The organism is Burkholderia sp. Bmkn7, assembly GCF_041103175.1.
Classification (GTDB): Bacteria; Pseudomonadota; Gammaproteobacteria; order Burkholderiales; family Burkholderiaceae; genus Burkholderia; species Burkholderia cepacia.
Genome location: NZ_JBGCUH010000003.1, coordinates 121309 through 146051, shown reverse-complemented (window position 1 = coordinate 146051; position 24743 = coordinate 121309). Strand labels below are relative to the sequence as shown.

The following is a 24743-nucleotide window of genomic DNA, read 5'->3' as shown; positions in this document are numbered from 1 at the left end:
AAAAAACGCGGATCGAGCAGTCGATCCGCGTTTTTCTTATGGCTGCCTGCCGAAGCAGGACGCGCCGGGAGAAAGCCCGCCCGGCGTCCAGTCCAGGCTGTTACGAGCCCGTCTTGCGGGTCGTCGTCTTGCGAGCCGCCGTCTTGGTGGCGGCAGTCTTCGCGGCGGTCTTGCGAGCCGGTGCCGGTTTCTCGTCTGCACCTTCCGTCACGGTTTCGGCATCCTTCGTCGCCGATTTCGCAGTCTTCTTCGCAGCGGCGGCTTTCGGTTCCTTCTTCTCGAACTCGAAGCCGATCTTGCCGTCCGGCTGCTTCACGAGGAACGCCTTGAAGTTGCGGCCGGTGCGCGAAGACTTGAAATTCGGCAGCAGATCCGTGCGGCCGTCGGCCAACAGCTTGCCCATCTGCTCGCGCGAGATTTCCTGCTGCAGGATCACCTTGCCCGAGCGGAAGTCGCACGTCTTCGGGTTGGCCACCGAGTGCTCGCACACGTAGCTCATCCCGTGCTCGAATACGCGGCCCTTGCACTTCGGGCACGCGCCGACCGGTTCCTGTGTGGAGAAGTCGGGCGCCTCGCCTTCCTCGCCGCCCGTATCCTGTCCGAAATCGAACTCGAGCTTGTAGTTCTTCGTCTCGTCGTCGAACGAGAGCTTCAGGATCGCCGAGAACGGGCGACCCATCTTGCTGCGGAATCCGGAAAGCGGGCCGATCGTCTTTTCCCGCAGCAGTTCCTCGACTTCCGCGATCTCGAACTGCCGGCTGCCCGGGATCTTCGAGATCGAGAACTCGCACTTCGTGCACGCGAAGCGGCGGTAGTTTTCCTTCACCTGGCCGCCGCAGTTCGGGCACGGCGTCTCGAGCGTCGCGTAATCGCCGGGGATCGTGTCGGAATCGTATTCCTTCGCGCGCTTGACGATCTGCTGCGTCATGCGGGCGATTTCCTGCATGAAGGCGTCGCGCCCGAGGTTGCCGCGCTCCATCTGCGACAGCTTGTATTCCCATTCGCCGGTGAGCTCCGGCGCGGTCAGTTCCTTCACGCCGAGCCCGCGCAGCAGCGTCATCAGCTGGAACGCCTTCGCGGTCGGGATCAGTTCGCGGCCTTCGCGCACGAGGTACTTTTCGCCGAGCAGGCCTTCGATGATCGCCGCACGCGTGGCCGGCGTGCCGAGGCCCTTCGCGGCCATGGCTTCGCGCAGTTCGTCGTCCTCGACGAGCTTGCCCGCGCCTTCCATCGCGGACAGCAGCGTCGCTTCCGAATAGCGTGCGGGTGGCTTCGTGACGAGCGCGACGGCGGCGATTTCGTCCGTCTTCACCTTCTCGTCCTTCTGCACCGGCACGAGGTTCGCGTCCGCGCCTTCGGCGTCGCGGCCGTACACCTGCAGCCAGCCCGGCTCGACGAGCACCTTGCCCTCGGTCTTGAAGTGATGGCCGGCGACTTCGGTGATCCGCGTCGTGACACGGAATTCGGCGGCCGGGAAGAACACGGCGAGGAAGCGCTTCACGACCATGTCGTACAACTTCTGCTCCGGCTCGGACAGCGACTTCGGCGCCTGCAGCGTCGGGATGATTGCGAAGTGGTCGCTGATCTTCGAGTTGTCGAAGATGCGCTTGTTCGGCTTCACCCAGCCCTTGTCGAGCACCTGCTTCGCATGCGGCAGGTAGTTGTTGCTCTCCTTGAGCATCTCGAGCGTGGACTGGACCGTCGACAGATAGTCTTCCGGCAGCGCGCGCGCGTCGGTACGCGGGTAGGTCAGCACCTTGTGCTTTTCATACAGCGCCTGCGCGAGACCGAGCGTGTTCTTCGCGGAGAATCCGAAGCGGCTGTTCGCTTCGCGCTGCAGGCTCGTCAGGTCGAACAGCAGCGGCGACAGTTGTGTCGACGGCTTCGATTCCTCCGAGACCGTGCCGACTTGGTCGCGGCACGCGGCGACGATCGTTTCGGCAGCCGGCAGGCTCCACAGGCGGGAGTCGCGCTTTTCCGGATCGAATTCGTCGCGCTTGAATTTCGGGTCGAACCACTTGCCTTCGTAGAAGCCGCCCGCGCACGCGAATTCCGCCTTCACTTCCCAGTAGTCGCGCGGAATGAAGCGGCGGATTTTCTCTTCGCGTTCGACGACGATCGACAACGTTGGCGTCTGAACGCGGCCAACTGTCGTCAGGAAGAAGCCGCCGCCCTTGCTGTTGAACGCAGTCATCGCGCGGGTGCCGTTGATCCCGACGAGCCAGTCGGCTTCCGAGCGGCAGCGTGCGGCGTCGGCGAGCGGTTGCATGTCGGTGTCGCTGCGCAGGTTCGCGAAGCCGTCGCGGATCGCCTGCGGGGTCATCGACTGCAGCCACAGGCGCTGAACCGGCTGCTTCGCCTTCGCGTGCTGCGCGATCAGGCGGAAAATCAGCTCGCCCTCGCGCCCCGCGTCACATGCGTTGATCAGGCGGTCGACGTCCTTGCGCTTCATCAGCTTCGTGAGCACCTTGAGGCGCGACTCGCTTTTTGCGATCGGGTTCAGGTCGAAATGCGGGGGGATGACGGGCAGATGCGCGAAGCTCCATTTCCCGCGCTTGACCTCGTACTCTTCCGGGGCGGCGATTTCCAGCAAGTGGCCGACAGCGGACGAAAGGACGAAATCGTCGCTCTCGTAATACTCGTCATGCTTGGTAAAGCCGCCCAAAGCGCGTGCGATGTCGTTCGCGACAGAAGGCTTTTCCGCAATGATCAGTGCTTTGGACATGACAGGTGTGTGTTGGTAGACCGGGTTCGCCGGTTGTGGGGCCCTTTAACGACCGCTTTATAGCACACGCCGACGCGACGGCGGCTCGGCGTGCAAAAAGCGGCTCATCATAGAGGGGGCCTGCAACGGCGGCAAGCGCCCGGCGCGGCGGCGCGCGCAAACGGGCGCAAAAGCGCCGGGCCGGCTCGCAAATTCAGGCTTCGACGGTCAGGACGTTGCGCAATTTCGGTGCGTGCGGCGCACCGGGTACCGCACTCAGGTCGGACAGCATCCGCTCGACGATTGCCGCATGCGGCAGCACCGTGCCGAAGAAACGTGCGGTATGGGTATCTTCGATCAGGATCGTCGGGAAATTCTCGACGTCGAGATCGTCGAGCTGGTCGGCATGCGTTTCGATGTCGATCCAGGCGAAGCAGGCGTCCGGATGCGCGTCGGCGAGCTGGTCGAAGGCCGTCCGGTAGTCGCGGCACGTGCCGCACCACTCGGCGCACAGGCAGGCGACGAGCAACGTGCCGGCATCGGCGAGGCGCTCGGCGATCCGATCCGCATCGGTGTCGAGGTTCAGCGCGGGCATGGATTTCCTTGGATATCGTCGGCGGCTTGGCCGCCCCTATGCGGGGGAATGTAGCACGCCGTGCGCGGCCGGGGTGGGCGCTGCGTCAAGGCGCGCGAACCGTCCGCCGGGGACGCTCGCGACGCGACCGGCCAGCTCGAGCGCGAGCAGCGCGCCGTGCAGCACGTCGTCGGCCAGGCCGCTGTGTTCGGCGAGCCATTCGTAGGTGACGGGGCCGTATCCCAGCGCGGCGAGTACGGCCTGTTCGGACGGGCTGCAGGGTAGCGCCGGCGATGCCTCGACTCGCGCCGGCGGGCCGGCTGCAACGAGCGGATCGGCCGGATCGGCCAGTGTGAAGCCGGCGGCCCCGGTTCCGCGGAGGCTGGCGGCGCTGGCGAGCTGATTTCCGGTGCACGATGCATCGCCCGCCGCGCGAACCGCCGGTTCGCCCAGCCCGTACTCCTCGAGCACGTCGAGCGGCGCCGCCGTCAGCTTCGCGCCGTCGTGGATCAGTGCGTGGCAGCCCTGCGCGAGCGGCGCGTGGATCGAGCCCGGCATCGCGAACACATCGCGCCCCAGTTCGTTCGCGAGCCGCGCGGTGATCAGCGAGCCGGAGCGCGGGGCGGCCTCGACGACGAGCACGCCGATCGCGAGCGCGGCGATCAGCCGGTTGCGTTGCGGGAAGTGTGCGGCGCGGGCCGGTGTGCCGAGCGGCCACTCCGACACGATCGCACCGTGAGCGGCGATTTCGTGGGCGAGCGCACGGTGTCGCGCCGGATAGACGAGATCGGCGCCGGTCGCGATCACCGCGACCGTGCCTGACCGGCCGTCGAGCCCGCCGCGATGCGCGGCGCTGTCGATCCCGAGTGCAAGGCCCGACACGATCGGTAGCCCGGCGTCGGACAGCTCCCGGGCGAAGCGCGTCGCGTCGGCGAGACCCTGCGGCGTCGCGTGGCGGCTGCCGACCACGGCAAGGCCGCGCGCGTGCAGCAGGTCGAGACGGCCCTTTACATATAGCAGCGGCGGCGGATCGTGCAGGTCGCGCAGCCGCGGCGGGTAGGCCGGATCGTTGAGCGTGACGAGCGCGTTGCCCGGCGCGTCGAGCCAGGCGAGCACGGCGTCGGTGCGCGCGTCGAGGTCGCCGCGCTCGCTCGCATGCACGGCCTGGGCCGCGGCGGGGCTGGTTGCGGCGGCGATCGCGTCGCCGGACGCGCGCAGCAGCGCATCCGGCGAGCCGAACGCGTCGAGCAGGGCCTGCAGCACGGCGGGTGCGAGGCCGGGCGCATGCGCGAGCTGCAGCCACGCGCGCAGCGCGGAGGCGGTCAGCACTTGCGGCGACATGAGGCGCTCCTCGAATGCGGCGGCCAGCGGACCGCGTGGCGCCATGATAAAATTTTCATCATCCGAAATACTCGACAGGGCCGCGCGCGCAGGCGCCCGGCCAATTGCAGGAGGCGTGATCCGCGGCATTGATTCGCCGCGCGTCCGCCTCATCTTCATTGCATCCCGGCGGCACCGCCAGCTGGCCGGATGGCCGATGCGGCATGCCGCCCCACCGAATACCGAACGCCATGGCTTTACTCAATATTCTTCATTACCCCGACAAGCGGCTGCACAAGGTCGCAAAGCCCGTCGACAAGGTCGACGACCGGATCCGCAAGCTCGTCGCCGACATGGCCGAAACCATGTACGCGGCGCCCGGCATCGGCCTGGCGGCCACGCAGGTCGACGTGCACGAGCGCGTGATCGTGATCGACGTCTCCGAGGAGAAGAACGAGCTGCGCGCGTTCATCAACCCCGAGATCGTGTGGTCGAGCGATGAGAAGCAGATCTACGAAGAGGGTTGCCTGTCGGTGCCCGGCATCTACGACGAAGTCGAGCGTCCCGATCATGTGCGCGTGCGTGCGCTCAACGAGCAGGGCGAGACCTTCGAGCTCGACTGCGAGGGCCTGCTGGCCGTGTGCGTCCAGCACGAGATGGATCACCTGATGGGGCGCGTGTTCGTCGAATACCTGTCGCCGCTCAAGCAGACGCGCATCAAGACGAAGATGAAGAAACTCGAACGCGCGATGTGACGCGCGTTCGCCCTGCCCGACCCCGAAAGCTGTCATGACCCATACGTTGCGCGTGATTTTTGCCGGCACGCCGGAATTTGCCGCGGCTGCCCTGGCCGCGATCCACGAGGCCGGTTTTCCGGTGCCGCTCGTGCTGACCCAGCCCGATCGCCCTGCCGGGCGCGGGATGAAGCTGCAGGCAAGCGCGGTGAAGCGCTACGCCGTCGAGCACGGGATGCCCGTCGCGCAGCCGCCGTCGCTGCGGCGCACGGGCAAGTACTCGGCGGAGGCGGCCGACGCGATCGAGCTGCTGCGCTCGACTCCGCATGACGTGATGGTGGTCGCCGCATATGGCCTGCTGCTGCCGCAGGAGGTGCTCGACATTCCGCGTGGCGGCTGCATCAACATTCATGCATCGCTGCTGCCGCGCTGGCGCGGCGCCGCGCCGATCCACCGCGCGATCGAGGCCGGCGACGCCGAGACGGGCGTCACGCTGATGCAGATGGACATCGGCCTCGACACCGGCGCGATGATCGAGGAGGCGCGCATCGCGATCGCGCCGGACGAGACGACCGCGACCCTGCACGACCGGCTCGCTGCCGAAGGTGCGCGACTGATCGTCGACGCGCTCGTGCAGCTCGAGCGCGACGGTGTGCTGCCGGCCACGCCGCAACCGGCCGACGGCGTGACTTACGCGGAAAAGATCGGCAAGCACGAAGCGGCGCTCGACTGGCGCAAGCCGGCCGACGTGCTCGCGCGCCAGGTGCGTGCGTTCGATCCGTTCCCGGGCGGCGTCGCGACGCTCGATGGCGCGGCGATCAAGCTGTGGGCGGCCGAGCCCGTGGCGGCGCGCGGCGACGCGCTGCCCGGCACGATCGTCGAAGCCGCGCCGGAAGGCGTGGTCGTCGCGTGCGGCAGCGGTGCGCTGCGCATCACGCAGTTGCAGAAGCCGGGCGGCAAGCGGCTGCCCGCCCGCGAGTTCCTGGCCGGTTCGCCGCTCGCCGCGGGCCAGCGTTTTGCGCCGACCGACGTTGCCTGAGGCGGCCTGACCGCTATTCGACACGGCCTGCCGGGCATGCGCAATCGGCCGGACGGCCGAGTCGCACGGTACGGCAGGCGCGCGTAGAATTTCCCTGCGCTCTCCGGTTTCGAGGTTTTCATGTTCGGCATCACCCATTTCGGCTTCTTCGTGCTGGCAGTCTTCCTGCTGAACGTCACGCCCGGCCCCGATACAGCCTATATCGTCGGCCGCAGTGTCGCGCAGGGCCGCGGCGCGGGGCTGATGTCGGCGTTGGGCATTTCGGCCGGCTGCTGCGTGCACGCGCTCGCCTGCGCATTCGGCCTGACCGCGCTGCTCGCGGCATCGGCTGCCGCGTTCACGGTGATCAAGCTGGTGGGTGCCGCCTACCTGATCTACCTCGGCGTGCGGATGATCATCGCGAAGCAGGCGGCCGAGCCGTCGGGCAAGGCGGCCGCGCAAGCCGCGAAGCCGCTGCGCCAGCTGTTCATGCAGGGTTTCTGGACCAACGTGCTGAACCCGAAGGTGGTGCTGTTCTTCGTGTCGTTCTTCCCGCAATTCGTGTCGGCCGACAGCCCGCACAAGGCATTGGCGTTCCTGACCCTCGGCGGCGTGTTCGTCGCGATGAGCACGGTGTGGACCAGCTTCGTCGCCTGGGTCGCGGGCAGTGTCACGGCGCGCTTTTCCGGCAAGCCGGGTGTCAGGAAGTGGCTCGACCGCACGGTCGGCAGCGCTTTCGTCGGCCTCGGCCTTCGTCTTGCGGCATCGCAACGCTGAGATTGAATTTTTCCGGCAAGACCTTATCTAACAAATCGCTTACAATTTTCCGCCGTGCCTTGTGACGTGCGGCGGGTCCCCTGACGGATAAGGAGTGGGTATGTTCAATTGGGTCAAAACGGCGATGCTGATGGCCGCGATCACGGCCCTGTTCATCGTGATCGGCGGGATGATCGGCGGCTCGCGCGGCATGACGATCGCGCTGCTGTTCGCGCTCGGCATGAATTTCTTCTCGTACTGGTTCTCCGACAAGATGGTGCTGCGCATGTACAACGCGCAGGAAGTCGACGAGAACACGGCGCCGCAGTTCTACCGGATGGTGCGTGAGCTGGCCACGCGCGCGAACCTGCCGATGCCGCGCGTCTACCTGATCAACGAGGATGCACCGAACGCGTTCGCGACGGGCCGCAACCCCGAGCACGCGGCGGTCGCCGCGACGACGGGCATCCTGCGCGTACTGTCGGAGCGCGAGATGCGCGGCGTGATGGCGCACGAGCTTGCACACGTGAAGCATCGCGACATCCTGATCTCGACGATCACCGCGACGATGGCGGGCGCGATTTCGGCGCTCGCGAACTTCGCGATGTTCTTCGGCGGGCGCGACGAGAACGGCCGGCCGGCCAATCCGATCGCGGGTATCGCGGTCGCGCTGCTCGCGCCGATCGCCGGCGCGCTGATCCAGATGGCGATCTCGCGGGCACGCGAGTTCGAGGCCGACCGCGGCGGCGCGCAGATTTCCGGCGATCCGCAGTCGCTCGCGACCGCGCTCGACAAGATCCATCGCTATGCGGCTGGCATTCCGTTCCAGGCGGCGGAAGCGCATCCGGCCACGGCGCAGATGATGATCATGAATCCGCTGCATGGTGGCGGATTGCAGAACCTGTTCTCGACGCACCCGGCCACCGAGGAACGCATCGCGCGCCTGATGGAGATGGCGCGTACCGGCCGCTTCGATTGAGCCACGGCAATCCCGTGCGGCAGTTGCCGCTCGGGGGCCGCTACGCCACCCCGCACGCTTCGCGCTGCGGGGTTTTCATTTGTGCGTGCCGTAAAGGGGCCAAAGGGGCGGCAACGTCGCACGCTACAATGCCCGGTTTGGGATCGCGGGGCCACGCGAGTGCCGCGATCCCGCCGTTTGCCGTATTGGCTTGCCGCGCTTGTTTGCCGAATTTGCTCCGATGACACGAACCCGTTCTACCGCTCCGTCTTCTTCCGGCCGCCCGGCGCGCCTGTCCGCGCTGCATCTCGCGCCCGATTCGCTCGGCTTCGCGCTCGACGCGGCCGCGCAGGCGGTCGATGCGGTACGACGCGGCACCGCGCTGCCGGCGGCACTCTCGGCGGTTTTCGCGCAGATGGCGTCCGGTACGCAGGCCCTTGCGCGCGGTGCGACGCAGGATGTGGCCTACCGGACGATGCGCCGTCTCGGCAGTGCGGAGTGGCTGATCGGCCGGCTCGTCAGCAAGGCGCCGCCCGCGCACGTGCACGCAGTCCTTGCCGGCGCGCTCGCGCTGTTGCTCGATCCGGCGGACGAGGCCGCGTATCCGCCGTTCACGGTGGTCGACCAGGCCGTGACCGTGATCGGCGCCCGCCGCGAATGCGCGTTCGCGAAGGGGATGGTCAATGCGGTGTTGCGCCGTTTCCTGCGCGAGCGCGACGCGCTCGTCGCGGCGCTGCAGGACGATGTCGTCGCGCGCTGGAATTACCGCGCGTGGTGGGTCGATTCGGTGAAGCGCGCGTGGCCCGACGCATGGCAGGCGGTCCTCGCGGCCGGCGAGCGCCAGGGGCCGCTCACGCTGCGCGTGAATGCGCGCCGCGCGAGCGTCGACGCGTATCTCGATACGCTGCGGGCGAGCGGAATCGAAGCGACCGCGATCGGCAAGCATGCCGTGCGGCTCGCGTCGGCGCTGCCGGTCGATCGCATTCCGGGGTTTGCCGACGGCGTCGTGTCGGTGCAGGATGCCGGTGCGCAGCTCGCAGCCGAATGGCTTGGCGCGCGTGACGGCATGCGCGTGCTCGACGCATGCGCGGCACCCGGCGGCAAGACCGGTCATATCCTCGAACTCGCCGATGCGGAAGTCGTTGCGCTGGAAAGCGACGCCGCGCGCGCGGCGCGGATCGGCGAGAACCTCGTGCGGCTGTCGCTCGCGGCGGACGTGCGCGTCGGCGATGCGGGTGCGCCCGGCGCGTGGTACGACGGGCGCCCGTTCGATCGTATCCTGTCCGACGTGCCGTGCTCGGCGTCCGGTATCGTGCGTCGTCACCCGGACATCCGCTGGCTGCGCCGCGAGGCCGACATCCCGGCGCTCGTCGCGGAACAGCGTCGCATCCTGTCGGCGTTGTGGCCGCTCGTGAAGCCGGGCGGCGAACTGCTTTACGTGACCTGTTCGGTCTTCCCCGAAGAAGGCGAATTGCAGGCCCGCTGGTTTGAAGCGGCCTGTGAAGATGCGGTACGATTGGACGCCCCCGGCCAACTGCTGCCGGGCGGAGTGCAGGGAGGGGCGGCCGCCGGCCCACTCGACCAGAACACCGATCACGACGGATTTTTCTACGCGCGGTTTCAGAAACGGTGACGATCAAACACCTTTTTCCACTTCGGCTCGCGGCCGTCCTGATGGTCGCGTTGACGCTGTGCCTGGCTGTCGTGCGGCCGGCGCATGCCGAGTCGATCGCCGTGCAGCGCGCGTCGCTCCAGGCCGACGGAAGCGGCTGGAGCCTCGACGCCCGCTTCGATTTCGAACTGAACCCGAGCCTCGAGGATGCCGTCAACAAAGGCATTCCGGTGTATTTCACGACGGATTTCGAGTTGAGCCGCGCGCGCTGGTACTGGCTTGACGAACAGCCGGTATCGGTGTCGCAGACGATCCGCCTGTCGTTCCAGCCGCTCACGCGCGAGTACCGCGTGTCGACGGGCGGCCTGCAGCTCGGTTTCCCGTCGCTGAAGGATGCGCTCGCGGTCGTCAGGCACATCACGTCGTGGCACGTGATCGACCGCAGCCAGGTGCGCTCGGGCGAAACCTACACGGCATCGGTGCGGATGCAGCTCGATACGGCGCTGATGCCGAAGCCGTTCCAGGTCGATGCGGTGAACAACCGCGACTGGACGCTCGGGTCGGACTGGAAGCGCTTCAACTTCACGGTGACCGAACGTGCTAAATAAAGTGCGCCGCGCGGCCAGCGGGAAGAGCCTCCTCGTTCGCGTGATCGTCTCGACCGTCGCGCTCACCGCGCTGCTGCTGCTCGTGCTGCTCGCGGCCGCGAGCGCGAACACCGAATTCTTCGATCGCTACTACTCGTGGCTGTACGCGACGAACATCGTCGTCGCGCTCGTGTTCCTGCTCGTGGTGCTCGGGCTGATCGGGATGATCGTCGTGCGCCTGAGGAAGGGCAAGTTCGGCACGCGGCTGCTCGCGAAGCTCGCGGTGTTCTTCGCGCTCGTCGGTGTGGTGCCGGGCGGGATCATCTACATCGTGTCGTACCAGTTCGTGTCGCGCAGCATCGAGTCGTGGTTCGACGTGAACGTCGAGACGGCGCTGACGGCCGGCCTGAATCTCGGCCGCGGGATGCTCGATGCGTCGCTGTCGGATCTGCAGACGAAGGCGCGGCTGATGTCCGACCAGCTCGCGAGCGCCGACGCGAACACGAACGGCACGACGCTCACGCTGCTGCGGCTGCGCGACCAGTTCGGCGTGCAGGACGCGACGATCGTCGAGCCGAGCCGCGGCGGCTCGGGTGCGGCGCCCGACCTGCACATCGTCGCGCAGGCGTCGGGCAATTTCGCGGCGCTGATTCCGGACGACCTGCCGACGCCGCTGATGCTGAGCCAGGCGCGCGAACACGGCGCGTACGCGGCCATCGAAGGCGAAGTCGACGGCGATCCGCGTGCGCACGGCGCGAAGGGCGCGCTGCGGCTGCGCGTCGTGCGGCCGATTCCCGATGCGACGACATCGCTGCTGCAGCCGGCGGAGCGTTTCCTGCAACTCACGCAGCCGGTGCCGCCAACGCTCGCGCACAACGCGGATGCCGTGCAGCGCGCGTATCGCGAGTACCAGGAAAAGGCGCTCGGCCGCACGGGGCTGCGCAAGATGTACATCGGCACGCTGACGCTCGCGCTGTTCCTCGCGACCTTTATCGCGATGATGCTCGCGCTCGCGCTCGGCCAGCAGCTCGCGCGGCCGCTGTTCCTGCTCGCACAGGGCACGAAGGAGATCACGGAAGGCGACTACACGCCGAAGCGCGAGATCAAGACGCGCGACGAGCTCGGCTTCCTCACGCAGTCGTTCAACGCGATGACGCGCCAGTTGTCCGAGGCGCGGCTCGCGGTCGAGAAGAACCGCATCGCGCTCGAGCATTCGAAGACGTATCTCGAGAGCATCCTCGCGAACCTGACGGCCGGCGTGTTCGTGCTCGACCGCCAGTTCCGGCTGACGACGGCCAATCGCGGCGCCGAGCGGATCTTCCGGCAGCCGTTCAATGCGCTGATCGGCACGACGCTCGACCGGATCGGCGTGGCCGCCGGGTTCGGCGCGATGGTGCGCAAGGCGTTCGCCGATCGCGAGGCGGCATCCGACGGCGGCAGCGGCGATCGCGGCCACTGGCAGCAGCAGTTCGCGATCGAGATGCCGGGCGAAACCGAACCGCTGACGCTGCTCGTGCGCGGCGCGCGCCTCGTGTCGACGGTCGAGGGGCAGGCCGACGATCCGCAGACGTCCGGCTACGTTGTCGTGTTCGACGACATCTCCGACGTGATTTCCGCGCAGCGTTCGGTCGCGTGGGGCGAGGTCGCGCGGCGGCTCGCGCACGAGATCAAGAATCCGCTGACGCCGATCCAGCTGTCGGCGGAGCGGTTGCAGATGAAGCTGTCCGACAAGCTCTCGCCGTCCGACGCGGATGTGCTCAAGCGCGGCGCGACGATGATCGTCAACCAGGTGGCCGCGATGAAGCGGATGGTCGACGATTTCCGCGAATACGCGCGCACGCCGCCGGCGGTGCTCGCGAACCTGCAGTTGAACGAACTGGCGAGCGAGGTGCTCGGGCTGTACGGGGTGGGCGAAGGCAAGAGCGCGATCGTCGCCGAGCTCGCGCCGTCGCTGCCGGTGATTCGCGGCGACGCGACGCAATTGCGCCAGGTGATTCACAACCTGCTGCAGAATGCGCAGGATTCGGTCGCGGAGTCGGCGCATCCGCGTGTGTTGATCGAAACCAAGACAGTAGAATATGGCGATCCCGACGCCGAGGGCAAAACACGCGTCGCGGTACGTCTTACCGTGTCCGACAACGGGCCCGGTTTTCCGGCGCGCATCCTGACCCGTGCGTTCGAGCCTTATGTGACGACGAAGGCGAAGGGCACGGGGCTGGGGTTGGCCACGGTCAAGAAAATCGTCGATGAGCACGGTGCGCGGATCGATCTGCGCAATCGCATGCACGGCGAGACCGTCGAGGGTGCGCAGGTGTCGATTCTGTTCCTGCAGATGGCGAGCGATGCGCCAGGCGCCGAATCGGGCGTGCAGGACGGGACGGCTCCCGCCAAGACAAAAGCAAGTGAGCAGACAAAGGCAGCGTAAATGGCAACCATCCTGGTGGTAGATGATGAAATGGGCATCCGGGAATTGCTCTCGGAGATCCTCAGCGATGAAGGACATGTCGTCGAGGCAGCGGAGAACGCGCAGGCCGCGCGGGAATACCGGTTGAATCAGGCGCCCGATCTCGTGCTGCTCGATATCTGGATGCCCGATACCGACGGCGTGACGTTGCTCAAGGAGTGGGCGGCGCAAGGGCTGCTGACGATGCCCGTGATCATGATGTCCGGGCACGCGACGATCGATACGGCCGTCGAGGCGACGAAGATCGGCGCGCTCGATTTCCTCGAGAAGCCCATCGCGCTGCAGAAGCTGCTGAAGTCCGTCGAGCACGGCCTCGCACGCGGTGCGGCGCCGGTGTCCGCGAACGCGGCGGCGAAGGCCGGTGCGGGGCAGGCGGCGGGCCCCGCGGCGGTCGCATCCGCGGCCGCGCTGCCGACGCTCGGCGACGACATGGCTTCGGCACTCGGCCTCGCGGGCCAGACGGCCGCGATCCCGTTCGACATCCCGTTGCGTGAGGCGCGCGATGCGTTCGAGCGCGCGTACTTCGAATATCACCTCGCGCGCGAAAACGGCAGCATGACGCGCGTCGCGGAGAAGACGGGCCTCGAGCGCACGCACCTGTATCGCAAGCTCAAGCAGCTCGGTGTCGAGCTCGGCAAGAAACCGTCCGAAGGCGCCGTATAAAATATTTTGCGAAAACACTTGCTCAGGTACGAATAGCTCGATATACTTTCATTCTTCGTTGGCCCGGTAGCTCAGTTGGTAGAGCAGCGGATTGAAAATCCGCGTGTCGATGGTTCGATTCCGTCCCAGGCCACCAGAATTAAAACCCCAAGAATCGGAAGGTTCTTGGGGTTTTTCGTTTGTGGTGGGGTTGGCGTGATGGGGCCCGCGTGCCCGGCAGTATTCGTGAGGGCATGATAAAATCCGTGTCCGCTCAATAACTTAGCGCATCGCTTCATGCGCACGGCAGGCTGCCAGCGTGGCGCCGCCGTGGCGCGCGGCAACGATGCCGCGCGATGGGCGGTATAAGCGCTCCGCCGCGTTCGCGGCCGATTGCGCTGCCTATACTGGTCGAGCCGGCCCAGGCCGGCACGCGTCGGGCCGCCCGGCGGCAGCCGGCCCCGGGGCGCAGCGCGACGCGAGCCTACACATTCACGGAGTATCACGGTGATTCGGACAGACGCTAAAGACGGCGCGCTCGTGTTGTTTTCCGGCGGGCAGGACTCGGCCACGTGCGTGGCATGGGCCCTCGAACGCTACCAGACGGTCGAGACGCTCGGCTTCGATTACGGCCAGCGCCACCGCGTCGAGCTCGAATGTCGCGAAGGCGTGCGCGAAGCACTGAAGCGCGATTTTCCCGCATGGTCGGACCGGCTCGGCGACGATCACATGATCGACCTGTCGGTGCTCGGCGCGATCAGCGATACCGCGATGACGCGCACGATCGAGATCGAGACGGCGGCGAACGGCTTGCCGAACACGTTCGTGCCGGGCCGCAACCTGATGTTCATGACGATCGCCGCGGCGATCGCCTATCGCCGCGGGTTGCGTGTGCTGGTCGGCGGAATGTGCGAGACCGATTTCTCGGGCTACCCCGATTGCCGCGACGACACGATGAAGGCGCTGCAGGTCGCGCTGAACCTCGGGATGGACACGCGCATCGTGCTCGAGACGCCGCTGATGTGGCTCGACAAGGCGCAGACGTGGCAGCTCGCCGAGCAGCTCGGCGGCGAAGCGCTCGTCGAACTGATCCGCGTCGAGACGCACACGTGCTACGTGGGCGAGCGCGCGGAATTGCACGAATGGGGCTTCGGCTGCGGCGAATGCCCCGCCTGCAAGCTGCGCAAGCGCGGCTACGAGGCTTACCTGAAGGGCGAGCGGGTGACCGAAGCGCCGCTGTGACGCGGGTGCGCCGGCAGCGCTGGATGAATAACGGATTTTGATCGACAACGAGCGGCGCGAGCCGGACGAAGCACGATGACTTACGCGGTCAAGGAAATTTTCTACACGTTGCAGGGCGAGGGCGCGAACGCGGGCCGGCCGGCCGTGTTCTGCCGGTTCGCCGGCTGCAACCTGTGGTCGGGCCGCGAAGAGGATCGTGCGGAGGCCGTGTGCCGCTTCTGCGATACCGACTTCGTCGGCACCGACGGCGAGAACGGCGGCAAGTTCAAGGACGCCGAGGCACTCGTCGCGACGATCGCCGGCCTGTGGCCGGAGGGCGAGGCGCACCGCTTCGTCGTCTGCACGGGCGGCGAGCCGATGCTGCAACTCGACCAGCCGCTCGTCGACGCGTTGCACGCGGCCGGCTTCGAGATCGCGATCGAGACCAACGGTTCGCTGCCGGTGCTCGAATCGATCGACTGGATCTGCGTGAGCCCGAAGGCCGACGCGCCACTCGTCGTCACGAAGGGCAACGAACTGAAGGTCGTGATCCCGCAGGACAACCAGCGGCTGGCCGACTACGCGAAGCTCGACTTCGAGTATTTCCTCGTCCAGCCGATGGACGGCCCGTCGCGCGACCTCAATACGAAGCTCGCGATCGACTGGTGCAAGCGTCATCCGCAGTGGCGGCTGTCGATGCAGACTCACAAATATCTGAACATTCCCTGAGCCACGGCTTTTGACATCGTGCTGATTACCCGAAAACTCGAATTCGACGCGGGCCACCGCATTCCCGATCACCGCAGCCAGTGCCGGAACCTGCATGGTCATCGTTACGTGCTCGAAGTCACGCTGCGCGGCGATCTCGTCGATACCGAGGGGGCACCCGACCGCGGCATGGTGATGGATTTCGCCGACGTGAAGGCGCTCGCGATGGAGCACCTGGTCGGCAAGTGGGACCACGCGTTCCTTGTCTACGCCCGCGACGAGGTCGTGCGCTCGTTCCTCGAGCAGATGGCCGACCACAAGACGGTCGTGATCGACCGGATCCCGACCGTCGAGAATCTCGCGGCGATCGCGTTCGACATCCTCGCGAACGTGTACGACGCGCACTACGGCGTGAACCTGCGGCTCGAGCGCGTGCGCCTGTACGAAACGCCGAACTGCTGGGCCGACGTCGAACGCCAGCCCGGCCGCTGATCCCGCCTTCCGGCAGCCCCGCCAGCCGGCGCGGGCTGCCTGACGCCGCACCCCGCGGCTTCGTCCCACATTCCGCGTAACGCCGCGCTATGATCGTTGCGTGGCGCCGGAAAACGCGGCCGTGCGCGATCGCGCGGCCGGCGCTGTCAGATCGGCCGTCCACGGCCGACCAACGATCCAGGGCCCGGTCCTGGCGCCGCCGTGCTTCGCTGCCCGGCGTGTCGCGCTCCGCTTTGCCCGTTGCTTGTCCCGTTCGATTGCCGTTCCGTCCAGGAGGCCGTATCGATGAGCACGCTCACCAATTCCCTCAAACAACGCCTGCGCGACGGCGACGACCCGTTGTACGGCCTGTGGCTGTCGCTCGGCAGCGACTCGGCCGCGGAAGCGCTCGCGCATGCCGGCTACGACTGGCTCTGCATCGACATGGAGCACGCGCCGAACGACAGCCGCGATGTTGCATCGCAGTTGCGCGCGATCGCGGCCGCCCATCTGCCGAGCGAACCCGTCGTGCGCGTGCCGGCGCGCGAGCCGTGGCTCGTGAAGCGCGCGCTCGATGCCGGCGCGCGCACGCTGATGTTTCCATGCATCGAGACGGTCGACGACGCCGCGCACGCGGTGCGGCTGACGCGCTATCCGTCGCCCGAGTCGCCGGACGGGCTGCGCGGTGTCGCGGGCATGGTGCGCGCGGCGGCGTTCGGGATGCGCCGCGATTACGTGCAGACGGCGAACGCGCAGGTCGCGGTGATCGTGCAGATCGAATCGGCGCGCGGCGTCGACGAAGTCGAGCGGATTGCGGCGCTGCCCGGCGTCGACTGCCTGTTCGTCGGCCCGGCCGATCTCGCGGCGAGCCTCGGGCATCTCGGCGACATCCGCCACCCGGACGTCGAAACCGCGATGGCGCGCGTGCTCGCGGCCGGCCGGCAGGCCGGCGTCGCGGTCGGCATCTTCGCGGGCGATACGGCGGCCGCGCGCCAGTATCGCGAGGCCGGCTACCGGATGATCACGCTGTCGGCCGACGTCAGCTGGCTGTTGCGCGCCACGCGGCAGGCGCTGCAGGAGGTACGGTCATGAACGATGGCGACGGCGCGCGCCGTGGGCGCGTGCAGGGTGGGGCCGGGGCGCGCAGGCGGATCGGCGCGATGCTCGGCCGGTGGTGCGTGTGTGGCGTCTATGGCGTGTATGGCGTATGTATGGCAGCCGGCACACCGGGCGCGCCGCAAGCGAAGTCCGATCCGTCGCGCGAGACGCAATCGGCGGTCGCCGACTACAACGCCGGCGACTATCGCGCGGCGCTGGTGCAGTTCCACGACGCGGCCGAGCGCGGCGACCGTCTCGCGCAATTCAACTACGCGATGATGCTGCTGACGGGCGAAGGCGTGACGGCGAACGTCGACGAAGGGCTGCGCTGGCTGAAGCGCGCGGCCGACGCGAACATGTCGCATGCGCAGTACGTGTACGGGCGGATGCTCGACGACGGCGAGTTCGTCGCGCGCAATCCGGCCGAAGCGCATCGCTGGTTCCTGCGGGCGGCGAAGCAGGGGCACGTGCAGGCCGCGCTGTCGCTCGCGAACCAGTTCCTCGACGGGCGCGGCACGCCGCGCGACAACCGGCAGGCGTTCACGTGGTACAAGCAGGCCGCCGACGCGGGCGAGCCGACCGCGCAGTACGTGACCGCGTCGTTCTACGAGCGCGGTGGCGACGGTGTCGCGCAGAACCTGAACATCGCGCGGGCCTATTACGCGGCGGCGGCCGCGCAGGGCGACGAGACGGCCGGGCTGAAATTCAAGGAGCTGAGTGCGCGGCTGAAGGTGCAGGGGCCGGCGTCGGGTGCCGGCGCGGAGCCGGGCAGCCCGCGCGCGCCGGCGCCGTGAACGGAGGTCGCGCCGCACCGCGCTGCGCGGCCGCGTTCGGCAAGGACGGTCGAAAAAAAACGGCGCCGGGGCGCCGTTTTTCTTTCCGCGATGCGTACTACGCGGTCAGCTCTTCATCAACCGCCGCTGCCGCCCGACGCTCATGATCATCCCGATCGCGATGCCGAGCGTCGTGAGCGCCGTGCCGCCATAACTCATGAACGGCAGCGGCACGCCGACGACCGGCAGCACGCCGCTCACCATCCCGATGTTGACGAACGCATAGACGAAGAACGCGAGCGTGAGCGAGCCCGCGAGCAGGCGGCCGAACAGCGTCGCGCCCTGCGCGGCGATATAGAGCCCGCGTGCGATCAGCGCCATGTAAAGCGTCAGCAGCACGAGCCCGCCGACGAGCCCCCATTCCTCGGAGAACACCGCGAAGATGAAGTCGGTGTGCTTCTCCGGAATGAACTCGAGGTGCGCCTGCGTGCCTTTGAGGTAGCCCTTGCCGAGCACGCCGCCCGAGCCGATCGCGATCACGGCCTGGATCGTGTGGAAGCCCTTGCCGAGCGGGTCGGAAGTCGGGTCGAGCAGCGTGCACACGCGGTGCTTCTGGTAGTCGTGCATCAGCGGCCACTGCACTTCGGGCTGGCAGATGCGCTCCTCGAACACGGCGATCGAGCCGACCGCGATCACGCCCGCGACGAGCACCGGCACGATCAGCTTGAACGACAGGCCGGCGAGGTAGATCACGAAGAAGCCGGCCGCGAACACGAGCAGGCCCGTGCCGAGGTCGGGCTGCTTGGCGATCAGCCCGACCGGCACCATCAGGATCCCGAACGCGGCGATGAAGTCATACCAGCGCAGCCCGCCTTCGCGGCGCTGGTAGTACCACGCGAGCATCAGCGGTGTCGCGATCTTGAGGATCTCCGACGGCTGGATCACGACGCCGACGTTCAGCCAGCGCTTCGCGCCTTTCTTGGTCATCCCGAACAGCGCGACCGCGACCAGTAGCGCGACCCCGAACGTGTAGAGCGGGACCGCGAAGCGCATCAGCGTCGTGGGCGGGATGTTGGCGATCACCCACATCAGCACGAACGTCAGCAGGATGTTGCGCAACTGGTCCTCGACGCGGCCCGGCATGTCGATCGCCGCGCTGTACAGCGTGACGATGCCGACGCACAGCAGCAGGAACACGATGAGGGCGAGCGGGCGGTCGAAACCCGCGAACATCTGCTTGATCTTGTCGAGCCAGGCGCGCTTGTCGAATTGCATGCCTTTCTCCGTTAATGAGCGGTGCCGGCGTCCGCCGCCTTCGCGGGGGCCGTCGCACGGTGGTTGTCGTCGCGCGGCGTGGCGACGACCGGCTGCGCGTCGCTGGCGGGCCGGCGCGGCCGGTGCGGGCGCCGGATCGGCGGCAGGCTCGCGGCCCTCGGCGCATCGGCACCGGCGCTCGCCGGCGAGGCGGCGCTTGCACCGGCGGCCGACGCTTCGGAGGCCGCGGCGGCCGATGCCGCTTCCGCCGCACTGGCCGCGCTCGGCACGACCGGCTGCGGCAGCGCCGTGAAGCCGGCCGCGACGGCGGCGGGTCGGTTCGCGTCGCCGATCACCGGCGCGTTGACGGGTTCGGTCGCCGACGCCGCGGCAGCCACGGCCGCGGCCTCGTTCTGCGGGTTCTGGCGGTCGACGAGATAGAAGTCGAGCACGCGGCGCGCGATCGGGCCCGCGGCCTGCGCCCCCCAGCCGCCGTTCTCGACGACCAGCGCGACGGCGATCTGCGGATGGTCGACCGGTGCGTACGCGATGAACAGCGCGTGGTCGCGCAGGTGCTCGGCGAGCAGGTGGCCCTTGTAGTTGGAGCCTTGCAGCGAGAACACCTGCGCGGTGCCGGTCTTGCCGGCGGCGAGGTACGGCGCGCCGCGGAACACCTTGTACGCGGTGCCGGAAGGGTTCTCGATCACGTTCTCCATCCCGCGCTTCACGACGTCGATGTCGGCCTGCTTGAGCGGGATCACTTCGCTTTCCTTCGGCACGGTCAGGCGGCGCCCGCGCGTGATCGGATCCTCGATTTCCTTCACCAGGTGAGGCTTCATCACGACGCCGTTGTTCGCGAGCGTCGCGGTCGCGTGCGCGAGCTGCAGGATCGTGAACGAGTTGTAGCCCTGGCCGATCCCGAGGCTGATCGTCTCGCCGTCGAACCACTTCTGCTGCGCGGCCTTCTTGAACGCCTTCTTCTTCCAGTCGGTCGACGGCAGGATCCCGCGCGCCTCGCCCTGGATGTCGATCCCGGTGATCTGGCCGAAGCCGAACGGCTTCATGAAGTTCGCGATCGCGTTCACGCCGAGGTCGCGTGCGAGCATGTAGAAGTAGGTGTCGTTCGACACCATGATCGCCTTGTTCATGTCGACCCAGCCCTGGCCCGAGCGCACGTCGTTGCGGAACGTGTGGCCGCCGAACGTGAAGTAGCCGGGATCCTGGAAGCCCCAGCCCGGCGTGCGCTTGCCGAGCGTCAGGCCGGCGAGCGCCATGAACGGCTTGTACGTCGAGCCGGGCGGGTAGGTGCCGTGCAGCGGGCGGTTCAGCAGCGGCTTGTCGGTCGAGTTGTTCAGCTCGTCCCAGGTCTGCTGGTCGATGCCGTCGACGAACGAGTTCGGGTCGAAACTCGGCGACGACACGAATGCGAGCACGTCGCCCGTCTTCGGCTCGATCGCGACCAGCGCGCCGCGCTTGCCGGCGAACGCCTGCTCGGCGACCTGCTGCAGCCCGATGTCGAGCGACAGCACGAGGTTGTTGCCGGGCGTCGCCTGCGTGCGCGACAGCGTGCGCACCGGCCGGCCGCCGGCCGTCACCTCGACTTCCTCGAAGCCCGTCAGCCCGTGCAGCTCGGTTTCGTAGCTCTGCTCGACGCCGATCTTGCCGATGTAGTCGGTGCCCTTGTAGTTGTTCGCGTCGCGGCGCGGATCGTAGTTTTCCTGGTCGCTGTCGTTGTCGTCGCTCATCGCGTCGATACGATCCTGGTCGCGCTTCGAGATCCGGCCGATGTAGCCGATCACGTGCGCGGCCGTCGTGCCGAGCGGATATTGGCGGAACAGCCGCGCGCGCACGTCGACGCCGGGGAAGCGGAAGCGCTGCGCGGTGAAGCGCGCGACTTCCTCGTCGGTGAGCCGGGTGCGGATCGGCAGGCTCTCGAAGTTCTTCGAGTCTTCCTGCAGCTTCTTGAAGCGGCGGCGGTCGCGCGCGTCGATCGGGATGATCTCGGACAGCTTGTCGATCGTGTTCTCGAGCGTGTCGTCGAGCTTCGACGGCGTGATCTCGAGCGTATAGGCCGAATAGTTCTTCGCGAGGATCACGCCGTTGCGGTCGGTGATGATCCCGCGGTTCGGCACGATCGGCGCGACCGAGATGCGGTTTTCCTCGGCCTGCAGCGCGTATTTGCCGTGCTGCATCAACTGCAGGTAGAAAAAGCGGCTCGCGAGCAGCCCGAAGCAGACGAACACGAACACGCCCGCCGCCGCGACGCGCAGGCGGAACTTCGAGAGCTGCTGTTGGGTGTCGTTGAATTCGGTCATGCGGTTACGATCGATCTGGCCCGCAGCACGGTGTGCGGCTGCGGGCGAGGGGCCGCCCCGGAGCGCGGCGGGCGTGGAGGCGGCGGGTAGTCAAGGCAGGCCCCGGGTTCAGATGGGGCGCGTATCGTCCGGATCGACCGGGCGGCGTTGCGGCATCAGCAGCAGGTGGCTCGCGATCGGCCACAGCGCGGCCTCGACGAAGCCGTCGACCAGGTAGCGCCAGCCCGGGAACGCGGCGCCCATCACGAGGCGGATCACGAACGGGACGAGCTGTGCGACGACCAGCAGCGGCGTGACGTACAGCACCTGCACGCCGATCGGCATCCACAGCACGCGACGGTGGATCGTGATCGCGCCGTACGACAGCAGCGTATAGGCGAGCGCATGCTCGCCGAGCAGCCCCGCGTCATGCACGTCCATCAGGATGCCGAGCGCGAACGCGACGCCCATCCCGACCTTGCGCGGCTGGTGGATGTTCCAGAACAGCAGCACGAGCGCGACGAAGTCGGGCACGCCGGGCAGGCGGCCCCACGGCATCAGGTTCAGCAGGAACGCGGCGGCGAGGCTGAAGACGATGAAGTACGGATTGACCGGCTGCAGGATGTATTGCGGGCGATTCATCGCTGGGCTCCTGGTTGCCCGGCCGCGGGCTTCGCGGGCGCGGCGGCGGGCTTGGCCGCAGGCGCCGGCGCGGCAGGCGCCGGCCTGGCGCCGGGCTGGGCCGCGGCGGCCAGCTTCGCGCCGGCGTCGGCCTTGTCGGCCTTCTCGCCCTTCTCGCCTTTCGCGGCGGCTTTCGCGCCTTTCTTGCCCTTCGCGTTCTTGTCGGCGGCCGGATCGGGCTCGGCCGGGCGCGGCGGGATGTCGTTCTGGTAATGCAGCACGAGCATCTGGCGCGCGCCGCGCACGGCGGCGATCGGCGCGCAGGTCACGCGCGCGAATGCGGTATCGGCGAGCTTGTCGACGCGTACGACCTTCGCGACCGGCAGGCCGGGCGGATAGACCCCGTCGAGGCCGCTCGTGACGAGCTCGTCGCCGACGACGAGATCCGCGCTCGTCGGCACGAAGCGCAGGTCGAGCGAATCGCCCTTCGGCGTGCCGTAGATCACGCTGCGCAGGCCGGTGCGCAGCACCTGCACGGGAATCGCGAGATCGCGGTCGGTGACCAGCGTGACTTCGGACTGCAGCGGGAACACGCGCGTGACCTGGCCGACCACGCCGTTCTCGCTGACGACGGGCGCGCCGTTCTGGATGCCCTGCTGCGAACCCTGGCCGATCACGATCTTCTGCGTGAACGGATCGCTCGTGTCGTACTGGATCTCGGCCGGCGTCGATTGCGTCGCGATGTGCTGGCGCAGCTCGAGCACGGCGCGCAGGTGCGCGTTCTCCTGCGCGAGCACGGCGGCCTGGTTGGCCTGCGTGGACAGCTGCAGGTTGCGCTTGCGGAGATCGTCGTTGTCGTGGCGCAGCGACGCGCCGGTGACGGCGATGTCGGCCGCGCCCATGAACAGGTCGCGCGGCACGAGCGCGGCGCGCTGCAGCGGATAGAGCACGGTGCCGAGCACGCCGCGGACGATTTCGAGCGTGTTGAAGCGCGCGTCCGACACCAGCAGTGCGATCGCGACGGCGACGAAGAAGATGAGCCGCGCGAGCGCGGGCGGGCCTTGCTTGAAGAGGGGCGGCGGACTGTATTCCATGGTCGGCGCCGGGCGCGAACGATCGGTTAAATGAAGCTCAGACGCGCAAACGGCGCGGCGGTTCGTTCTGAATGAGCGAGCCGGCCACGCCGCGGGTGCGTCATGTCAGGAAAACTGCCTAGACGATCACTCGTACGAGAAGATGCTGCCCAGCTTGTCCATGCGTTCGAGCGCCATGCCCGAACCGCGCACGACGCAGGTGAGCGGATCTTCCGCGACGAGCACCGGCAGGCCGGTTTCTTCCGCGAGCAGGCGATCGAGGTCGCGCAGCAGCGCGCCGCCGCCCGTCAGCATCATCCCGCGTTCGGCGATGTCGGCGCCGAGTTCCGGCGGCGTCTGTTCGAGCGCGATCTTCACTGACGACACGATCTGGTTCAGCGGATCGGTCAGCGCTTCGAGGATTTCGTTGCTGGAGATCGTGAAGCTGCGCGGAATGCCTTCCGACAGGTTGCGGCCCTTCACTTCCATTTCCTTGACTTCGGAACCCGGGAACGCGGAGCCGATTTCCTTCTTGATCGCCTCGGCGGTCTGCTCGCCGATCAGCATCCCGTAGTTGCGGCGGATGTAGTTGACGATCGCCTCGTCGAACTTGTCGCCGCCGACGCGCACCGAGCCTTTATAGACGATGCCGCCGAGCGAGATCACGCCGACTTCCGTCGTGCCGCCGCCGATGTCGACGACCATCGAGCCGGTGGCTTCCGACACCGGCAGGCCCGCGCCGATCGCGGCCGCCATCGGCTCCTCGATCAGGTAGACCTGCGATGCGCCGGCGCCGTGCGCGGCTTCCTTGATCGCGCGGCGCTCGACCTGGGTCGAGCCGCACGGCACGCAGATGATGATGCGCGGCGACGGCGAGAACATGCGCGACTCGTGGGCCGTCTTGATGAACTGCTTGATCATCTGCTCGGTGACGGTGAAGTCGGCGATCACGCCGTCCTTCATCGGGCGGATCGCCTCGATGTTGCCCGGTACCTTGCCGAGCATCTGCTTGGCTTCCTTGCCGACTGCCTGGATCGTCTTCTTGCCGTTGGGGCCGCCTTCCTGGCGGATCGACACGACGGACGGCTCATCGAGCACGATGCCCTTGCCGCGCATGTAGATCAGGGTGTTTGCGGTGCCGAGGTCGATCGCGAGATCGTTGGAGAAGTAGCTGCGCAAAAAACCGAACATTCAGAATCCTGTTTCGCTCTGGGCCGGCCCTGCATAGCGAGCGCTGAGGGCGGCAGCGGAAAAAATAACAGCCTCGGGAAGCGTGGCGGAAGCGGCCGCCGCGGCGCACGAAGCTGCGAGTGATGTCTACCGGGGATCGCACGAAGCACGCACGGCTTGCCGAAGCGGGGCGAAACGGTGCGGGAAAAGGCTGCCGGGTTTGGGTCGAACGCGTAATGATACCTTATAATTTCACGGTATTTGAATCGAAACGGGCGGTATTTTTGCCGCTTCGGCCCCGATTTTTGAGGGTGGGATCGCACCCTCCAACCCCCCGCCGCAGTGCTGCTTTCGATGCATTGCGCAGTCTTGTTTTTCCGGTGATCGCATGGCCCTGACCCTGACCGATGTGAAACGCATCGCGCACCTGGCGCGACTCGAAATGGCCGACGCCGACGCCGAGCACATGCTCGGCCAGCTCAATGATCTCTTCGGCCTCGTCGAGCAGATGCAGGCGGTCGACACCGCCGGCATCGCGCCGCTCGCCCACCCGATCGAACAGATCCAGGAAGTCGCGCAGCGCCTGCGCGACGACGTCGTGACGGAAGTCGTCAATCGCGACGACAACCAGCGTCCGGCGCCGGCCGTCCAGGACGGCCTCTATCTCGTGCCGAAGGTGATCGAGTAAGCA

At 67.4% G+C, this 24743-nt stretch carries 22 protein-coding genes and 1 tRNA gene; 15 read left to right on the top strand and 8 right to left on the bottom strand.

Going from position 1 to position 24743, the window contains the following annotated elements:
• Nucleotides 1-100: 100 nt before the first annotated feature.
• From AB3K92_RS22075 to dprA, 3 genes are all read right to left on the bottom strand, one after another.
• Nucleotides 101-2725: a DNA topoisomerase III gene (locus tag AB3K92_RS22075; RefSeq protein WP_021159862.1), complete on the bottom strand. Its 2625-nt coding sequence runs from the start codon at nucleotides 2723-2725 to the stop codon at nucleotides 101-103.
• Between the two features lie 193 nt (nucleotides 2726-2918).
• The gene (locus AB3K92_RS22070) at nucleotides 2919-3299 is read right to left on the bottom strand and encodes a thioredoxin family protein (RefSeq protein ID WP_369465835.1); all 381 of its coding nucleotides are present in this window, start codon (nucleotides 3297-3299) and stop codon (nucleotides 2919-2921) included.
• A gap of 36 nt (nucleotides 3300-3335) precedes the next feature.
• Entirely contained in the window at nucleotides 3336-4664 is a 1329-nt protein-coding gene (dprA, locus tag AB3K92_RS22065; RefSeq protein ID WP_369465834.1) for a DNA-processing protein DprA, read from the bottom strand.
• Between the two features lie 185 nt (nucleotides 4665-4849).
• On the opposite strand from dprA, the gene def reads away from it, so the two are divergent.
• The 14 genes from def (at nucleotide 4850) to AB3K92_RS21995 (ending at nucleotide 17661) form a co-directional block, all read left to right on the top strand.
• Entirely contained in the window at nucleotides 4850-5353 is a 504-nt protein-coding gene (gene def / locus AB3K92_RS22060) for a peptide deformylase (RefSeq protein ID WP_011353573.1), read from the top strand.
• Between the two features lie 34 nt (nucleotides 5354-5387).
• Nucleotides 5388-6371: a methionyl-tRNA formyltransferase gene (gene fmt, locus AB3K92_RS22055; protein ID WP_369465833.1), complete on the top strand. Its 984-nt coding sequence runs from the start codon at nucleotides 5388-5390 to the stop codon at nucleotides 6369-6371.
• A gap of 120 nt (nucleotides 6372-6491) precedes the next feature.
• Nucleotides 6492-7127, top strand: a complete 636-nt coding sequence (locus tag AB3K92_RS22050) for a LysE family translocator (RefSeq protein ID WP_021163983.1) — start codon at nucleotides 6492-6494, stop codon at nucleotides 7125-7127.
• Between the two features lie 100 nt (nucleotides 7128-7227).
• A complete protein-coding gene (htpX, locus tag AB3K92_RS22045; protein ID WP_006485774.1) occupies nucleotides 7228-8085 on the top strand; it encodes a zinc metalloprotease HtpX in 858 nt (285 codons plus the stop codon).
• Between the two features lie 220 nt (nucleotides 8086-8305).
• Nucleotides 8306-9697: a 16S rRNA (cytosine(967)-C(5))-methyltransferase RsmB gene (rsmB, locus tag AB3K92_RS22040; protein ID WP_369465832.1), complete on the top strand. Its 1392-nt coding sequence runs from the start codon at nucleotides 8306-8308 to the stop codon at nucleotides 9695-9697.
• A complete protein-coding gene (locus tag AB3K92_RS22035; RefSeq protein ID WP_021163980.1) occupies nucleotides 9694-10284 on the top strand; it encodes a DUF4390 domain-containing protein in 591 nt (196 codons plus the stop codon). The genes rsmB and AB3K92_RS22035 overlap by 4 nt, the downstream gene beginning before the upstream one ends.
• Nucleotides 10274-12688 (top strand): sensor histidine kinase EsaS, encoded by a 2415-nt coding sequence (esaS, locus tag AB3K92_RS22030; RefSeq protein WP_042978240.1) that lies wholly within the window; start codon nucleotides 10274-10276, stop codon nucleotides 12686-12688. Before AB3K92_RS22035 ends, esaS begins: the two co-directional genes overlap by 11 nt.
• A complete protein-coding gene (gene esaR, locus AB3K92_RS22025; RefSeq protein ID WP_021163978.1) occupies nucleotides 12689-13390 on the top strand; it encodes a response regulator transcription factor EsaR in 702 nt (233 codons plus the stop codon). It abuts the gene before it with no gap.
• Between the two features lie 60 nt (nucleotides 13391-13450).
• Nucleotides 13451-13526 (top strand) — tRNA-Phe (locus AB3K92_RS22020).
• A gap of 350 nt (nucleotides 13527-13876) precedes the next feature.
• Nucleotides 13877-14611: a 7-cyano-7-deazaguanine synthase QueC gene (gene queC / locus AB3K92_RS22015; protein ID WP_021163977.1), complete on the top strand. Its 735-nt coding sequence runs from the start codon at nucleotides 13877-13879 to the stop codon at nucleotides 14609-14611.
• Between the two features lie 75 nt (nucleotides 14612-14686).
• Nucleotides 14687-15319: a 7-carboxy-7-deazaguanine synthase gene (gene queE, locus AB3K92_RS22010; protein WP_021163976.1), complete on the top strand. Its 633-nt coding sequence runs from the start codon at nucleotides 14687-14689 to the stop codon at nucleotides 15317-15319.
• 18 nt (nucleotides 15320-15337) lie between these two features.
• Nucleotides 15338-15790: a 6-carboxytetrahydropterin synthase QueD gene (gene queD / locus AB3K92_RS22005; protein ID WP_021163975.1), complete on the top strand. Its 453-nt coding sequence runs from the start codon at nucleotides 15338-15340 to the stop codon at nucleotides 15788-15790.
• A gap of 285 nt (nucleotides 15791-16075) precedes the next feature.
• A complete protein-coding gene (locus AB3K92_RS22000) occupies nucleotides 16076-16861 on the top strand; it encodes an HpcH/HpaI aldolase/citrate lyase family protein (protein ID WP_059675214.1) in 786 nt (261 codons plus the stop codon).
• Entirely contained in the window at nucleotides 16858-17661 is an 804-nt protein-coding gene (locus tag AB3K92_RS21995; protein WP_059710717.1) for a tetratricopeptide repeat protein, read from the top strand. Before AB3K92_RS22000 ends, AB3K92_RS21995 begins: the two co-directional genes overlap by 4 nt.
• 105 nt (nucleotides 17662-17766) lie before the next feature.
• Here AB3K92_RS21995 and rodA read toward each other — a convergent pair whose 3' ends face one another.
• The 5 genes from rodA to AB3K92_RS21970 all read right to left on the bottom strand — a co-directional run bounded on the left by rodA (nucleotide 17767) and on the right by AB3K92_RS21970 (nucleotide 24073).
• On the bottom strand, nucleotides 17767-18915 hold the full coding sequence (gene rodA, locus AB3K92_RS21990) for a rod shape-determining protein RodA (protein ID WP_021163972.1): 1149 nt from the start codon (nucleotides 18913-18915) through the stop codon (nucleotides 17767-17769).
• Nucleotides 18916-18926: 11 nt separating this feature from the next.
• Entirely contained in the window at nucleotides 18927-21209 is a 2283-nt protein-coding gene (gene mrdA / locus AB3K92_RS21985) for a penicillin-binding protein 2 (RefSeq protein ID WP_124475697.1), read from the bottom strand.
• A gap of 108 nt (nucleotides 21210-21317) precedes the next feature.
• Entirely contained in the window at nucleotides 21318-21830 is a 513-nt protein-coding gene (gene mreD / locus AB3K92_RS21980) for a rod shape-determining protein MreD (RefSeq protein ID WP_009687274.1), read from the bottom strand.
• Entirely contained in the window at nucleotides 21827-22903 is a 1077-nt protein-coding gene (gene mreC / locus AB3K92_RS21975; protein WP_369465831.1) for a rod shape-determining protein MreC, read from the bottom strand. Before mreC ends, mreD begins: the two co-directional genes overlap by 4 nt.
• A gap of 126 nt (nucleotides 22904-23029) precedes the next feature.
• Nucleotides 23030-24073, bottom strand: a complete 1044-nt coding sequence (locus AB3K92_RS21970) for a rod shape-determining protein (protein ID WP_004189550.1) — start codon at nucleotides 24071-24073, stop codon at nucleotides 23030-23032.
• A 367-nt stretch (nucleotides 24074-24440) separates the two neighbouring features.
• Here AB3K92_RS21970 and gatC point away from each other — a divergent pair, with 367 nt between their 5' ends.
• A complete protein-coding gene (gene gatC / locus AB3K92_RS21965; protein WP_021158568.1) occupies nucleotides 24441-24740 on the top strand; it encodes an Asp-tRNA(Asn)/Glu-tRNA(Gln) amidotransferase subunit GatC in 300 nt (99 codons plus the stop codon).
• Nucleotides 24741-24743 lie beyond the last annotated feature (3 nt).